At 52.5% G+C, this 14,091-nt stretch carries 12 protein-coding genes and 1 other RNA gene; 11 read left to right on the top strand and 2 right to left on the bottom strand.

Annotated elements, in window-relative coordinates:
• The first annotated feature begins 217 nt into the window (after window positions 1-217).
• Both MNO13_RS14595 and gss read left to right on the top strand, forming a co-directional pair.
• Window positions 218-2,602 carry a glycoside hydrolase family 3 N-terminal domain-containing protein gene (locus MNO13_RS14595; protein WP_241938935.1) on the top strand — a complete coding sequence of 795 codons (2,385 nt, stop codon included), beginning with the start codon at window positions 218-220 and terminating at the stop codon, window positions 2,600-2,602.
• Window positions 2,603-2,688: 86 nt separating this feature from the next.
• The gene (gss, locus tag MNO13_RS14590; RefSeq protein WP_241938934.1) at window positions 2,689-4,566 is read left to right on the top strand and encodes a bifunctional glutathionylspermidine amidase/synthase; all 1,878 of its coding nucleotides are present in this window, start codon (window positions 2,689-2,691) and stop codon (window positions 4,564-4,566) included.
• Between the two features lie 3 nt (window positions 4,567-4,569).
• Here gss and rprA read toward each other — a convergent pair.
• An RNA gene (gene rprA, locus MNO13_RS14585) (antisense sRNA RprA) lies at window positions 4,570-4,676 on the bottom strand.
• A 197-nt stretch (window positions 4,677-4,873) separates the two neighbouring features.
• The gene (gene ydiK / locus MNO13_RS14580; RefSeq protein WP_241938933.1) at window positions 4,874-5,974 is read right to left on the bottom strand and encodes an AI-2E family transporter YdiK; all 1,101 of its coding nucleotides are present in this window, start codon (window positions 5,972-5,974) and stop codon (window positions 4,874-4,876) included.
• Window positions 5,975-6,261: 287 nt separating this feature from the next.
• Between ydiK and ydiJ the strand changes: the two genes are divergently transcribed.
• The 9 genes from ydiJ (at window position 6,262) to eutN (ending at window position 14,078) form a co-directional block, all read left to right on the top strand.
• Window positions 6,262-9,318, top strand: a complete 3,057-nt coding sequence (gene ydiJ, locus MNO13_RS14575) for a D-2-hydroxyglutarate dehydrogenase YdiJ (protein ID WP_232886850.1) — start codon at window positions 6,262-6,264, stop codon at window positions 9,316-9,318.
• Window positions 9,315-9,725, top strand: a complete 411-nt coding sequence (menI, locus tag MNO13_RS14570) for a 1,4-dihydroxy-2-naphthoyl-CoA hydrolase (RefSeq protein ID WP_064547483.1) — start codon at window positions 9,315-9,317, stop codon at window positions 9,723-9,725. The genes ydiJ and menI overlap by 4 nt, the downstream gene beginning before the upstream one ends.
• 183 nt (window positions 9,726-9,908) lie before the next feature.
• Window positions 9,909-10,244, top strand: a complete 336-nt coding sequence (gene eutS, locus MNO13_RS14565; RefSeq protein ID WP_064547481.1) for an ethanolamine utilization microcompartment protein EutS — start codon at window positions 9,909-9,911, stop codon at window positions 10,242-10,244.
• Between the two features lie 4 nt (window positions 10,245-10,248).
• Entirely contained in the window at window positions 10,249-10,710 is a 462-nt protein-coding gene (gene eutP, locus MNO13_RS14560) for a EutP/PduV family microcompartment system protein (RefSeq protein WP_064547479.1), read from the top strand.
• A complete protein-coding gene (gene eutQ, locus MNO13_RS14555; RefSeq protein ID WP_064547476.1) occupies window positions 10,707-11,396 on the top strand; it encodes an ethanolamine utilization acetate kinase EutQ in 690 nt (229 codons plus the stop codon). Before eutP ends, eutQ begins: the two co-directional genes overlap by 4 nt.
• A 12-nt stretch (window positions 11,397-11,408) precedes the next feature.
• Window positions 11,409-12,218 (top strand): ethanolamine utilization cob(I)yrinic acid a,c-diamide adenosyltransferase EutT, encoded by an 810-nt coding sequence (gene eutT / locus MNO13_RS14550; protein WP_121815515.1) that lies wholly within the window; start codon window positions 11,409-11,411, stop codon window positions 12,216-12,218.
• On the top strand, window positions 12,208-13,218 hold the full coding sequence (gene pta / locus MNO13_RS14545) for a phosphate acetyltransferase (RefSeq protein ID WP_241938932.1): 1,011 nt from the start codon (window positions 12,208-12,210) through the stop codon (window positions 13,216-13,218). The genes eutT and pta overlap by 11 nt, the downstream gene beginning before the upstream one ends.
• Before the next feature lie 173 nt (window positions 13,219-13,391).
• Complete coding sequence (eutM, locus tag MNO13_RS14540; RefSeq protein WP_034455942.1) at window positions 13,392-13,685, top strand: ethanolamine utilization microcompartment protein EutM; 294 nt, start codon at window positions 13,392-13,394, stop codon at window positions 13,683-13,685.
• Between the two features lie 105 nt (window positions 13,686-13,790).
• Window positions 13,791-14,078 carry an ethanolamine utilization microcompartment protein EutN gene (gene eutN / locus MNO13_RS14535; RefSeq protein WP_064547470.1) on the top strand — a complete coding sequence of 96 codons (288 nt, stop codon included), beginning with the start codon at window positions 13,791-13,793 and terminating at the stop codon, window positions 14,076-14,078.
• Window positions 14,079-14,091 lie beyond the last annotated feature (13 nt).

Below are 14,091 nucleotides of genomic sequence, written 5' to 3'. Positions count from 1 at the left end.
TGTTTTATGTTTCTTATCAAATGTGACGGGGTTATCTCTTATCGCCTCGGCTTCGTCCTGAAAGCCTCATTTTTCTGGCATATTTTTGAATTACGTCACACTTATGGCTAAAAACCAAAAAACGTAATCTTGCGGGTTATTCTGACAATTGTTTGCCTCTTCAGTCATCACTCATATTGATACTTTCGCAAACCGCTGAACTCGAAAGGGGAACACTATGTCTGCCATTTATAAGCAAGCTCATCGCCCGATTCATGAACGTGTCAGCGATCTGCTTTCACGTATGACTGCCGAAGAAAAATTCGCCCAAATGCACGCGTATTGGCTGATTTTATCCAGCGACGGCCATCACCGTGAACGGACCGATTTAAGCGATGAGTTTGCTGGCGTAACCGAGCAAGCAGCACTTGGCGAGCGTCTGAAACTGGGCGTCGGGCAAATTACCCGCCCGTTAGGCACCCACATTGTCGATGCTAAAGAGGGTGTCCGTGCGGCTAATCGCTTGCAGAAAACCCTGATTGAAGAGACTCGGCTGGGCATTCCGGCCCTGTTTCACGAAGAGTGTTTAGTCGGGTTGCTGTGCAAAGATGCCACGCTGTTCCCGTCATCACTCAACTACGGCTCCACCTGGGATGTTGATCTTATCGAACGTGCGGCGGCAGCGATTGGCGAAGAAGCCCGCTCGACCGGTTGCCATCAGGGACTTGCGCCAGTGCTGGATGTGTCACGCGATGTGCGTTGGGGGCGCACCGAAGAGACATTCGGTGAGGATCCGTGGCTGGTGGGCATGATGGCCACACACTATGTCAAAGGCTTACAGGGCAAAAATCGCGACTTGTTGGCAACGCTAAAACATTACGTCGGCCATTCATTTAGCGAAGGCGCGCGCAACCATGCCCCTGTCCATCTTGGTTTTTGCGAATTAAACGATACCTTCCTGCTGCCGTTCGAAATGGCGGTAAAACTGGCAAATGCGGGCTCGGTGATGCCTGCTTATCACGATATTGATAACCAGCCAGGCCACTCGGATGAATTCTTACTGACCACCGTGTTGCGTGAACAATGGGGCTTTGATGGGCTGATTGTTGCTGATTATGGCGGCGTGAGTTTGCTGCATCAGCATCACGGTATTTCGCACGATGCGGCAGAATCTGCGGCGCTGGCATTTAATGCCGGGCTGGATGTGGAACTACCAAAAGATGACTGCGCGCGCCATCTGGCCCAAGCCGTCGAGCGTGGTTTAATCACCATGGAAAAAGTGGATGAGATTGTCGCTCGCGTGTTGAAAGAGAAATTCCGCCTCGGGTTATTTGAACAGCCTTATCGCGATGAAAACGGCGTCGTATTGCAAAGTGAATCGACAAAAAATATCGCTCGGGAAGTCGCCACACGCTCCATCACCATGCTCGAAAACGACGGAACGTTACCGCTGAAAGGGCAGCCGCGCGTGGCGGTTATTGGGCCAACGGCCGACGACCCGCTGGCTTTGCTCAGTGGTTATAGCTTCCCGGTGCATTTGATCATCAGCGATATGCTGGAACAAACTTCACAAGTCGTCACCCCACTGCAAGCACTGCGCGAACAACTGGGTAGCGACAACATCCGTTATGCCAAAGGTTGCCATATTATCGAAAAACGTATGGCTGGCGCGCCTGTTTTCCCCGGTGATAGCGGCGGCAAACCGATGCAGTCTTCTCCGGTTTCAAACGACATTTCATTGATTCCTGATGCGATGAAAGTCGCCCAACAAAGCGATGTTGTGGTGCTGTGTGTCGGGGATTTATCCGGCTTATTCCAGAGCGGTACAGTGGGCGAAGGTTCAGATACCGACAGCCTGGTGTTGCCGGGTGTACAGCAGCAATTGCTGGACCAACTGATTGCCACCGGCAAACCGGTGGTCGTAGTGATGACCGGCGGGCGTCCTTACAATTTAGGCGGCCAGGAAGACAATGTTGCGGCATTACTGATGGCCTGGGCGCCAGGGCAAGAAGGTGGGTACGCCATTGCTGATGTGCTAACAGGGCGCGCAGAACCCGGCGGGCGGCTGGTAGTTTCCATCCCTAAAAGTGCGGGCGCAATGCCGTATTACTACAACCACAAACTCAAAAGCGGCGGCACGCCGTTTGCCTTCCACTTCGGTTCCCGGTATCCGTTTGGTTTTGGTAAAACCTGGACTGAGTTCGACTACAGCCCGCTGCAATTTTCCCGTCACGAGGTGCCGAATGATAATGGTGTGGTGAATGTCAGCGTGACCGTCAGCAACCGTGGGGTGGTGGCAGGTAGCGAAGTGGTGCAGCTTTATGTGCACGATAAAGTGGCGTCGATGGTGCGGCCGGTACAGGAGCTTAAAGCTTTCCAGCGAGTACATCTTGAGCCAGGGGCCAGTGCCAGTCTCACTTTTGATATTCCCACCGATATGCTGAATTTCACCCGTCGCAATGGCGAACGCGTGGTGGAGCCTGGCGAGTTTGAGATTCGTGTTGGCGCATCAAGTGGCGATATTAAAAGCTCGGGAATTGTGCGGGTCACCGGTGACACCCGGGTCATCAACGGGGAGTGGCGAATGGTAAGTCATTGCGAGGTAGAGCATTTTTTCGCGTAAAGATCCTTTTTTCCGAACGAAGCGCGTAAGATTGATGCTTATCCTTGCTGTCGGGATGGCAGCGATAAATTTCTAAGGCTGTTGTCATGAGTGTAAGCACTTCAGAAAGCCATGCTCCTTTTGGTGCGTTATTAGGCCATGCCCCAGGCGGTGTGGCCATTTACTCCTCAAATTACGATTCGCTTGACCCCAACGCCTGGCCGGATGACACGTGGTTCAGACATTATCTGGACCACGAATACATGGGTTATAAGTGGCAGTGTGTCGAGTTCGTGCGCCGCTTTCTTTATATCAATCACGGGATAGTTTTCACTGATGTCAGCATGGCATATGAAATCTTCTCGTTGCGCTATCTGCGCCAGGTCGTCAATGACAATATTCTTCCCCTTCAGGCGTTTGCCAATGGCTGTGAACGCGCACCAGTCGCCGGTTCATTGCTGGTCTGGCAACAAGGGGGCGAGTTTGAGCACACCGGACATGTGGCGGTGATTACTCAGGTTCTGGCCGATAAAGTCAGGATCGCTGAGCAAAACGTCATCCATCATCCACTGCCAGTCGGCCAGCAATGGACCCGTGAACTGGTTTTGGTCAATCAGGATGGGAAATACTTCATTCAGGACACCTTCGATGATACGGAGATCTTAGGCTGGATGATTCAGACGGCGGAGAGTCAATACAGCCTGCCGCAACCGGAAATTCCGGCCCAGTGCCTGGCGATTCATTGTCAGCAAGTCGATGATAAAGGGCAGTTTGCCAGTCACTGGCTGGATGAGCAGGACCCGGTCGAGTTGGCCTATGTTCAGGCCAAAGAAGGGCACATTGTTAATGCCAATCCGTATCGTTACTTTACGCTGTCCCACAGTGCGGAACAGGAACTCATTCGCGCCACCAATGAGCTGCATCTCATGTATCTGCATGCCACCGACAAGGTGCTGAAAGATAATGATCTGTTGGCGTTGTTCGATATTCCGGAAGTGTTATGGCCGCGCCTGAGACTCTCCTGGCAGAATCGTCGCCATCATATGGTGACGGGGCGTCTTGACTTCTGCATGGATGAACGCGGATTAAAAGTGTACGAATACAATGCGGATTCGGCCTCATGCCATACCGAGGCCGGTTTGATTCTGGCGAAATGGGCGCAGCAAGCGGGTGTGACAGAAGGTAGCGATCCTGGCGAGCGTTTGTTTAATGCGCTAACCAATACCTGGAAACATAGCTATGCGCGTCCGTTTGTCCATATCCTGCAAGATAACGACGCGGAAGAGAATTACCATGCGCAGTTTGTTCAACGCTCGCTGGCGAAGGCGGGGTTCGAAAGTAAAATTCTGCATGGTCTGGATCAGTTGCAATGGGATGCCACCGGGCAATTGGTTGACGGTGAGCATCGCCAGATTAACTGCGTGTGGAAGACGTGGGCATGGGAAACCGCACTCGACCAGTTGCGCGCTGAGAGTGAAGCCGCCTACGCCGGGCTGCCGATTCGTACCGGGCATTCTCAAGATAGCGTCAGGTTGATTGATGTCTTGTTGCGTCCGGAAGTGATGGTTTTTGAACCGCTATGGACCATTATTCCCAGCAACAAAGCGATACTGCCGGTGCTTTGGTCTTTATTCCCGAACCACCGCTACCTGCTGAATGCGGATTTCGAAGTCAATAAAGCGCTTGAGCAAAGCGGTTATGCCGTCAAACCGATCGCCGGACGTTGCGGCAATAATATCGGGCTGATTAGTCACCAGGAGCAAGTGCTGGATGAAACCAGCGGCAACTTCTCCGGGCAGAAAAATATCTACCAACAACTCTGGTGCTTGCCTAAAGTGGCTGGTCGTTATGTGCAGTTATGCACGTTTACAACTGGCGGGCATTACGGCGGGGTGTGCGTCCGTTCTGAGAACAGTCTTGTGATAAAAAAAGAGAGCGATATCGATCCGCTGCGCATTCTTGGCGATGAGCACTTTGTTAAATAACGCGCAAAAAAAAGCCCATCGTTGAGATGGGCAAAGACTACACACAGCAATTCGTTGTTTCACTCAGGGGATTTCCATGCTTATAAATCAATGCGTTGATTCATAGCCGTGAAGTAATAGTAGGTATATCCCCTGGGAGCGTCACTCGGATTCCTCTCAATAGTTAATGGATAGTTAACGATTAAGATCACATTTATCGAATCGAAACTCTGTGCGGAAGATAAAAGCGGAGGGATAGATAAGCATTGCTAACCTTTACGCTTGTGTTACTCCCCGATTGAGGGAGCAACACAAGTTTCAATGACGGTTATTCTCGCTCTTCCAGAACTTCAACCACTTCATTGGGGTCGTCTTGCGGGGCTGGTGCTTCATGAATCCACACCGAAATCAGGCGATATGAAACCGCCAGCAGAACCGGCCCGATAAACAAGCCAATCATGCCAAAGGCAATCAAACCGCCAATGACGCCAGAAAGGATCAGGATCATCGGCAAGTCAGCACCCATACGAATCAGCACCGGACGAATAAAGTTATCCATCGTGCCGACCACGCAACTCCACACCAGCAGCACGGTGCCCCAGGTGCTATCACCCGTCCAGTACAGCCAGGCAATGGATGGAATCAGCACCAGCAACGGGCCGATTTGCACCAGGCAACACATCAGCATCACCACGGTTAACAGTGTGGCATTGGGGATACCGGCAATCGCCAGACCCACGCCGCCCAATATCGACTGAACCAGTGCTGTGACCACCACGCCCAACGCCACTGCGCGAATCGCTTGCCCGGCCAGTAACACGGCGGCATCGCCGCGTTTGCCTGCCAGACGGAACGCAAAATGGCGAATCCCATTGCCCAGCGTTTCACCTTTTGCATACAGCAACACGCTGAACAACAGCATCAGGCCGCAGTGCATCAGGAAGCTGCCAACGTGAATCGCTTGTCCAAGGAACCAGGTCGTGGTGCTGCCAATATAAGGGCGAATTTTTGCCATAATGGCGCTGCCGCCGCTGTCTACCAGCGTATTCCAGCCAGAGTAAAGGCTGTCACCGATCAGCGGAATGCTATGGAGCCAATCAAATTTCGGCAATTCCATATTGCCTTTGGTTGCCCACTCAATAACCGGGCCGCTGTTATCCACCAGGCTATTAACCAGCAGCGCCACCGGAATAACAAACAGCATCAGTAGCAGAAGCGTCATCACCAGTACGGCTAGCGAACGCTTTCCCCACAACAAATGTTGCACTCTGATCATCAACGGCCAGGTCGCAAGAACGATTGTCCCCGCCCAGGCGAAGCCGAGCACAAACGGACGGACAATCCAGATACAGGCGATCATCATCACCGAAATAAACAACACCGACAGCAAGATCTGCAGCAGATCCTTTGGCTGACTGACTTTAACCATAGATAAAATCACCTTAATAACCGATCGCGGGCAAAGTGCCTGCGTTAAAACCGCAAAGCGGTAACGATAATGATGATGTATTTACAGGATTTTTAACAGGAACAAAACAGTCAGGCATGTCCTAAAAAAATGTGTTAAAAAATGGGGACCCCTGATTCTTCAAGCTGTGGATGCGTTAACCGCGTTCATCACTTTGCCTGCAACTCGAATTAATTAGGGTATTAGGATGAATATTAGAATTAATATACGCAAACGATAACTTACAACTCATATGGGTCGACCCAGCAATGATCCCACAAATTTCTCAGGCACCAGGCGTTGTTCAATTGGTGCTCAATTTTTTGCAGGCACTGGAACAACAAGGTTTTACCGGCGATACCGCAACCAGCTACGCTGACCGGCTCACGATGGCAACCGATAACAGTATTTATCAGTTGCTACCGGATGCGGTTTTATTCCCCCGTTCTACGGCTGACGTTGCATTATTGACCCGGCTTGCCTCAGAAGAACGCTTCAAATCCCTGGTCTTTACACCGCGAGGCGGCGGCACTGGCACCAACGGCCAGTCCCTCAATAAAGGCATCGTCGTCGACATGTCGCGCTACATGAATCGCATCATTGAAATCAACCCTGAACAAGGTTGGGTGCGTGTCGAAGCGGGCGTGATAAAAGACCAGCTAAACCAATATCTCAAACCTTACGGTTACTTCTTCGCTCCGGAACTGTCTACCAGCAACCGCGCCACACTTGGCGGTATGATCAATACCGACGCCTCGGGGCAAGGCTCGCTGGTCTACGGGAAAACGTCCGACCACGTGATGGGAGTGCGCGCTGTTTTGCTCAGTGGCGATATTCTTGATACCCACCCAATGTCGACCGCACTTGCGCAAGACCTTGGTCGTGACGACAGCCCGACCGGCAAGATTTATCGCACGGTGCTTGAGCGTTGCCGTGAACAACGCCAGCTGATTATCGACAAATTCCCGAAACTCAACCGTTTCCTGACGGGCTACGATCTACGCCACGTTTTTAACGACGATCTTTCGCAGTTCGACCTGACGCGCATTCTTTGCGGTTCCGAAGGTACGCTGGCGTTTATCACCGAGGCGAAGCTGGACATTACGCCGCTGCCAAAAGTGCGTCGTCTGGTGAACATCAAATATGACTCGTTCGATTCCGCGCTGCGCAATGCACCGTTTATGGTGGAAGCACGCGCGCTTTCCGTCGAAACCATCGATTCAAAAGTCCTCAATCTGGCGCGGGAAGATATCGTCTGGCATTCAGTGAATGAATTGATCACCGATGTACCGGGCAAAGAGATGCTCGGCCTGAATATCGTGGAATTTGCTGGCGACGATCTGGAATTAATCGAAGGCCAGGTTGCTGCACTGTGTGAGCGTCTTGACAGCTTAATGGCCGAAGGCGAGGGCGGCGTTATCGGCTGGCAGGTTTGTACTGAACTGGCTGGTATTGAACGCATCTATAACATGCGTAAAAAAGCCGTCGGCCTGCTGGGGAATGCCAAAGGTCAGGCCAAGCCGATTCCCTTTGCGGAAGATACTTGCGTACCGCCGCAGCATTTGGCCGATTACATCACTGAATTCCGCGCATTACTTGATAGCCACCACCTGAGTTACGGTATGTTCGGCCACGTTGATGCTGGCGTTTTGCATGTGCGTCCGGCCCTGGATATGACCGATCCGCATCAGGAAGTGCTGATGAAGCGCATTTCCGACGATGTCGTGGCACTTACCGCCAAATACGGCGGTTTGTTGTGGGGTGAACACGGTAAAGGTTTCCGCGCTGAATACAGCCCGGCGTTCTTTGGCGAAACGTTGTATGAAGAATTACGCCGCATCAAAGCGGTCTTTGACCCGGATAACCGCCTGAATCCAGGTAAAATCTGCCCGCCGTTAGGTGTCGATGACCCGATGATGCAGGTCGATGCGGTAAAACGCGGGACTTTCGACCGGCAAATCCCGATTGCGGTGCGCTCCTCATGGCGTGGCGCGATGGAGTGTAATGGCAACGGTTTGTGCTTTAACTTTGATGTGAATAGCCCAATGTGCCCGTCGATGAAAATCACCAGCAATCGCATTCATTCGCCAAAAGGGCGCGCAACGTTGACGCGCGAATGGCTGCGTTTGTTAGCCGATCGTGGCGTCGACCCGGATGCGTTAGAAAAACAGATGCCGGAAAAACGTGCCAGCCTGCGCACGCTAATCGAGCGCTCGCGTAACTCCTGGCATGCCCGCAAAGGCGAGTACGATTTTTCTCATGAAGTGAAAGAGGCAATGTCCGGTTGCCTGGCGTGTAAAGCGTGTTCTACGCAGTGTCCAATTAAAATCGACGTGCCGGAATTCCGTTCGCGTTTCTTGCAGCTTTATCACACCCGTTACTTGCGCCCAATGCGCGACCATCTGGTGGCGACTGTCGAAAGCTACGCACCACTGATGGCGCGAGCGCCTAAAACCTTCAACTTCTTTATGAGCCAACCGTGGGTGCGCAATCTGTCGGCCAAACACATTGGCATGATTGATTTACCGATGCTCTCCACGCCAACGCTGCAGCAGGAATTGGTCGGGCATGCGTCTGCGAACACCACGCTTGAACAGCTCGAAAGCTACAGCGCACAACAGCGAGCCAAAACGGTGCTGGTGGTTCAGGATCCGTTCACCAGTTATTACGATGCGCAAGTGGTGGCGGATTTTGTGCGTCTCGTGACTAAATTAGGCTACAACCCGGTGGTGCTGCCATTCTCTCCAAATGGTAAAGCGCAGCATATAAAAGGCTTCCTGCAAAAATTTGCCCGCACCGCGCGTAAGACTTCGGAGTTGCTGAACCGCATTGCGAAGTTGGGAATGCCGATGGTTGGCGTCGACCCGGCGCTGGTGCTTTGCTATCGCGACGAATATAAACAAACGCTGGGTGATGAACGTGGTGATTTCCAGGTGCAACTGGTTCACGAATGGCTGCCAGCGGTGCTTGATAACCGCGAAACCACGGCGGTGAGCGGCGAGTCGTGGTATTTGTTCGGCCACTGTACCGAAGTGACGGCACTGCCGACTTCGCCAAACCAGTGGGCGGCTATTTTTGCGCGTCTGGGGGCGAAACTTGAAAATGTCAGCGTCGGTTGTTGTGGCATGGCGGGAACCTACGGGCATGAAGTGAAAAACCATGCCAACTCACTGGGGATTTACGAACTTTCGTGGCATCAGGCAATGCAGCGCCTGCCGCGTCAACGCTGCCTGGCGACCGGCTATTCGTGCCGCAGCCAGGTCAAACGTGTGGAAGGCAATGGTGTTCGCCATCCGCTACAAGCATTACTGGAGATTCTGGGATGATCTGGCGACGTGAAGTGAATCTTGAAGCGCTCAATAAAATGGGTGCCGACAATATGGTGCAGCATGTGGGCATCGTTTTTACCCGCATTGGCGAGAACGAACTGGAGGCCATCATGCCAGTTGACCATCGCACCCGCCAACCGTTTGGTTTGTTACATGGTGGCGCTTCGGTGGTGCTCGCAGAAACGCTCGGCTCGGTCGCAGGATATTTATGCACCGAAGGGGAGCAAAATATTGTTGGGTTAGAAGTTAACGCTAACCATTTGCGCTCAGCGCGTGTTGGCATTGTGCGCGGTGTCTGCAAAGCGGTTCATGTTGGGCGTCGCCATCAGGTTTGGCAAATTGAAATCAGCGATGAGCAAGAACGGCTTTGTTGCACTGCCAGATTAACAACTGCTGTGGTCTGATTAATACTAATAATAATGACGGCGAGATATTATCTCGCCGTTTTTTATTTACATTTTGAAATCAATATTGGTGTTTCCTTATTTATTAGGTGATCAACTTCACCTTTCCTCATTACTTGCCGAAATTTGTTATTCCCTTTTCCAGATTATTGTCAGCATGAAGAAAATTCTTCAGGAGGCGCAATGGAAAAGGAACGCATTATTCAGGAATTTGTTCCTGGAAAACAGGTCACACTGGCGCATCTAATTGCCCACCCCGGTGAAGAACTGGCAAAGAAAATAGGCGTTCCTGGCGCTGAAGCCATTGGCATTATGACCCTTACTCCAGGGGAAACCGCGATGATCGCAGGCGACCTTGCGACGAAAGCTGCAAGCGTACAAATTGGTTTTCTCGACAGATTCAGCGGTGCGCTGGTTGTTTATGGATCAGTAGGTTCGGTAGAAGAAGCGCTACAACAAACCATTGCCGGCCTCAGTAACATCCTCAGTTATACCGTCTGTACGCTGACACGGAGTTAGCCCTATGAAACGCATCGTGTTTGTCGGCGCTGTGGGGGCAGGGAAAACAACGTTGTTTAATGCGTTGCAGGGGAATTATTCGCAGGCGAGGAAAACCCAGGCCGTTGAGTTTAGTGATACCGGAAATATTGATACGCCAGGGGAATTTTTTAGCCACCCCCGTTTGTACGCGGCGTTAATTAATACCCTGACTGACGCCGAATTACTGATATATGTCCACGCCGCAAATGATTCCCAGTGCCGTATTCCTGCGGGATTATTGGATATTTATCCACATCTAAAACGTGTTGCGGTAATAAGCCAAATTGATCTACCCGATGCAAATATTGCGCAAACCGAGGAGCTGTTAATTAATTCAGGTTTTGCGCCACCGATATTTGCGCTGAACAGCCTTGATGCTTCAAGCGTCAGGCAACTTGAGAATTATCTGACTGAAGCATGTGGCCAGGAGGAACCTGTTCAATGAAAAAGCTCATTACGGCGAATGATATTCGTGACGCTCATCACCAAGGCCTGAAGACGATTGCTTATGTCCTCAAAGAATCCATCGTCACCCCTGAAGCGCGTGTGGTTGCTGAGCAATTAGAGATTGCGTTAGTGGAAGACGCGGTTGCTCCGGCACCAGCAGCGGATAGCCCACCACAGCGCTCAGAACGCCAGCGTATTCGTGAAGAAATCATTGCTCAGCTACCGGAAGGCCAGTTCACCGAAAGCCTGGTGGCGCAGCTGATTGCGAAAGTTGAACAAGAGCAGAAAACCCGTTCTGGCAGCGGTATGCAGCCAGGTTTTCACTCCATCACCGGCAAAGGCGGCATCAAAGTCATTGACGGCAGTTCGGTGAAATTTGGCCGCTTTGATGGCGCGCAGGAACCGTGTGTCGGGTTAACCGACCTGGTCACCGGTGCCGATGGTAGCAGCATGGCGGCAGGGTTCATGCAGTGGGAAAACGGCTTTTTCCCGTGGACGCTGAATTACGACGAAATCGATATGGTGCTGGAAGGGGAGTTACATATTCGCCACGAAGGGGAAACGCTGATTGGCAAGGCCGGGGATGTGATGTTTATCCCGAAAGGTTCCAGTATTGAATTTGGCACCCCCAGCCACGTTCGTTTTCTGTATGTTGCCTGGCCTGCCAACTGGCAGGAATGCTAAGGCGGGGCGCATATGAGCACCTTCATCACCGAAGATTGGCTACGGGCAAACCACACGCTCAGCGAAGGCAGCGAAATCCGTCTGCCGGTTGACAGCCGCATGACGCCCTCGGCCCGCGAACTGATTGACGCTCGCCATCTGCTGGTGAAATTCCAGGATGACGAGGGTCGCCTGTTTGTTGAAGAGCAAGAACAATTGCAGCCGGTACATGGTTTGACGAGTGAACCCGCCGCACAGGTTGCACATTGTGAGTTGTGCAAGCAACACGTGCAGGAAAAGCCTGACACGTTAACCCACCTGAATGCGCAAGTGATGGTGGCGAAAAATGATCCTCGTCTGGCGTTTCGTGCCAGCCTGGACAGCTCGATTGCTACAGCGGTATGGCTGCAAACAGAGTTCGATAAATCCGCCGCACTGTGGCTTGCGGATATCCGTTCCCTACTGGGCAATATCATGCGTGCCGATGCACTGGAAAAAGCGCTACCCGAGCAGCAAATCGTCGGCTTATCGGCGGATGATTTACACCGTTTATCGCACCAACCACTGAAATACCTTGGGCACGATCATCTGGTTCCCGACGCGGCTCATGGGCGCGATGTGGCACTGCTTAATCTGTTACGCACAAGTATTCGTGAAAGCGAAATCTGTGCAGCGCAGGTGTTTATCGGCGTGGATTACCACGTGCAAAAAGCCGATTTATTGCAGGCGCTTAATCGCCTCTCCAGCGCGGTTTATGTGTTGATGATCTTGTGTCTGAAAAAAGAGTGGCCGGATGCGAAAACACTGCAACGACGTTTAGCCGGAGGCACTCATGCTGCTTGAACGTTGTCGTCGCCAGGCACAAAACCAGCCTAAGCGCGTGGTTTTCCCGGATGCACAAGATGCCCGGGTTATCGAAGCGGCGCACTACTTACAGCATTACGGCCTGGCGCAACCTATTTTACTGGCGAATCCGTTTGCCTTGCGCCATTTCGCTCTGACCGCGGGGTTACCGCTTGACGGGCTACAGATTATTGACCCGGCGATGTCACAGGCCTGGCTGACGCAGTTTCAACAGCAGCTTACGCAGCGTCTCGGCGACAAAACGCCAGATGACGCAGCCGTGCGCTTACGTGACCCGCTGTGGTTTGCGGCGGCGATGGTTCAGGCCGGTAAAGCGGATCTGTGTATCGCCGGGAATATTTCATCGACTGCCGCGGTTTTGCGGGCGGGGCTGAAAGTCATCGGCCTGCAGGCGGGTGTGAAAACGCTGTCATCGCTGTTTCTGATGTTGCCGCCGGAAGGTGAGCGGATGCTGGGTTTTGCAGATTGCAGCGTGGTGCCACAACCCACGGCGGCACAGCTTGCTGATATTGCTATCAGCAGTGCGCAAAGCTGGGAAGCCATTACCGGGCAAACTGCTCGAGTCGCTATGTTGTCGTTTTCGACCAATGGTAGCGCCAGGCACCCGTGTGTCGCGACGGTACAGCAGGCGACGGACATGGTGCGTGAACGTGCACCTAATTTGTGTGTAGACGGTGAACTGCAATTTGACGCGGCATTTGTTCCCCAGGTCGCGGCACAAAAAGCGCCAGAAAGTGAGCTGGCAGGGCAGGCCAACGTATTGGTTTTCCCGTCGCTTGAGGCGGGCAACATCGGCTACAAGATTGCCCAACGCTTAGGAGGGTTCCGCGCGCTAGGTCCATTGATTCAAGGGCTAAATGCACCCCTTCACGATCTTTCTCGTGGTTGCAGTTCGCGGGAAATTGTTGAATTGGTGTTGGTCGCTCAAACCACCCTCACCCCAACCCTCTCCCTGAGGGAGAGGGAGGAAACGGCCTGATCCCCTTTCCTGGGGGAGAGGGAGGAAACGGCCTGATCCCCTTTCCTGGGGGAGAGGGAGGAAACAGTCTGATCCCCTCTCCTGGGGGAGAGGGTTAGGGTGAGGGCGAACATGAAGGCGAGCAGTGAAACGAAACAAAACAAGACTTTTAACCGAGTGAGAGGAAATAAATCATGGAAGCACTAGGACTGATCGAAACCAGAGGTTTGGTTGCTGTGATTGAAGCATCGGACGCAATGGTCAAAGCGGCTCGCGTCAAACTGGTAGGTGTAAAACAAATCGGCGGTGGGCTGGTAACAGCCATGGTTCGTGGTGATGTGGCGGCCTGTAAAGCCGCGACAGATGCCGGGGCTGCCGCCGCTCAGCGTATTGGTGAACTGGTCTCCGTTCACGTCATTCCACGCCCACATGGTGATTTGGAAGAAGTTTTCCCAATTGGCCTGGGTAGCGACAAAACGATCGACTGATCGTCGGTGACGTCATCCCCGGACGTCACCCTTCTTTAATCTAATTATCTGGCAGCCTCAGGGCGGCACGGGATAGTTGTACCTGAATGTTGTCCGGAGGCGAGCATGAAGCTAGCTATGGTCGTAGGTCAAATCGTTTGCACAGTCCGCCATAGCGAGCTGGCACACGACAAATTACTGATGGTGGAGATGATTAATCGCCAGGGTGAACCGAGCGGCGAATGTGCAATAGCCACTGACAGCATTGGTGCCGGAAACGGTGATTGGGTGTTATTGGTGGGCGGCAGCTCCGCCCGCCGGGCACACCACAGTGAAGCCTCTCCCGTCGACATGTGCGTGATAGGCATTGTCGATGAAGTGGTCATGGATAGAGAAATCATCTTCCATAAATAGTGAGGGTTGAACG

The sequence above is a fragment of the Buttiauxella ferragutiae genome (genome assembly GCF_022637515.1).
GTDB classification, from domain to species: domain Bacteria; phylum Pseudomonadota; class Gammaproteobacteria; order Enterobacterales; family Enterobacteriaceae; genus Buttiauxella; species Buttiauxella ferragutiae.
This window is presented reverse-complemented; position numbering and strand designations above follow the sequence as displayed.

Bases quoted from the DNA above. Each gene is read 5' to 3' on its own strand.
- MNO13_RS14595 (WP_241938935.1), top strand. From the start codon at position 218: ATGTCTGCCATTTATAAGCAAGCTCATCGCCCGATTCATGAACGTGTC.
- gss (WP_241938934.1), top strand. From the start codon at position 2,689: ATGAGTGTAAGCACTTCAGAAAGCCATGCTCCTTTTGGTGCGTTATTA.
- ydiK (WP_241938933.1), bottom strand. From the start codon at position 5,974: ATGGTTAAAGTCAGTCAGCCAAAGGATCTGCTGCAGATCTTGCTGTCG.
- ydiJ (WP_232886850.1), top strand. From the start codon at position 6,262: ATGATCCCACAAATTTCTCAGGCACCAGGCGTTGTTCAATTGGTGCTC.
- menI (WP_064547483.1), top strand. From the start codon at position 9,315: ATGATCTGGCGACGTGAAGTGAATCTTGAAGCGCTCAATAAAATGGGT.
- eutS (WP_064547481.1), top strand. From the start codon at position 9,909: ATGGAAAAGGAACGCATTATTCAGGAATTTGTTCCTGGAAAACAGGTC.
- eutP (WP_064547479.1), top strand. From the start codon at position 10,249: ATGAAACGCATCGTGTTTGTCGGCGCTGTGGGGGCAGGGAAAACAACG.
- eutQ (WP_064547476.1), top strand. From the start codon at position 10,707: ATGAAAAAGCTCATTACGGCGAATGATATTCGTGACGCTCATCACCAA.
- eutT (WP_121815515.1), top strand. From the start codon at position 11,409: ATGAGCACCTTCATCACCGAAGATTGGCTACGGGCAAACCACACGCTC.
- pta (WP_241938932.1), top strand. From the start codon at position 12,208: ATGCTGCTTGAACGTTGTCGTCGCCAGGCACAAAACCAGCCTAAGCGC.
- eutM (WP_034455942.1), top strand. From the start codon at position 13,392: ATGGAAGCACTAGGACTGATCGAAACCAGAGGTTTGGTTGCTGTGATT.
- eutN (WP_064547470.1), top strand. From the start codon at position 13,791: ATGAAGCTAGCTATGGTCGTAGGTCAAATCGTTTGCACAGTCCGCCAT.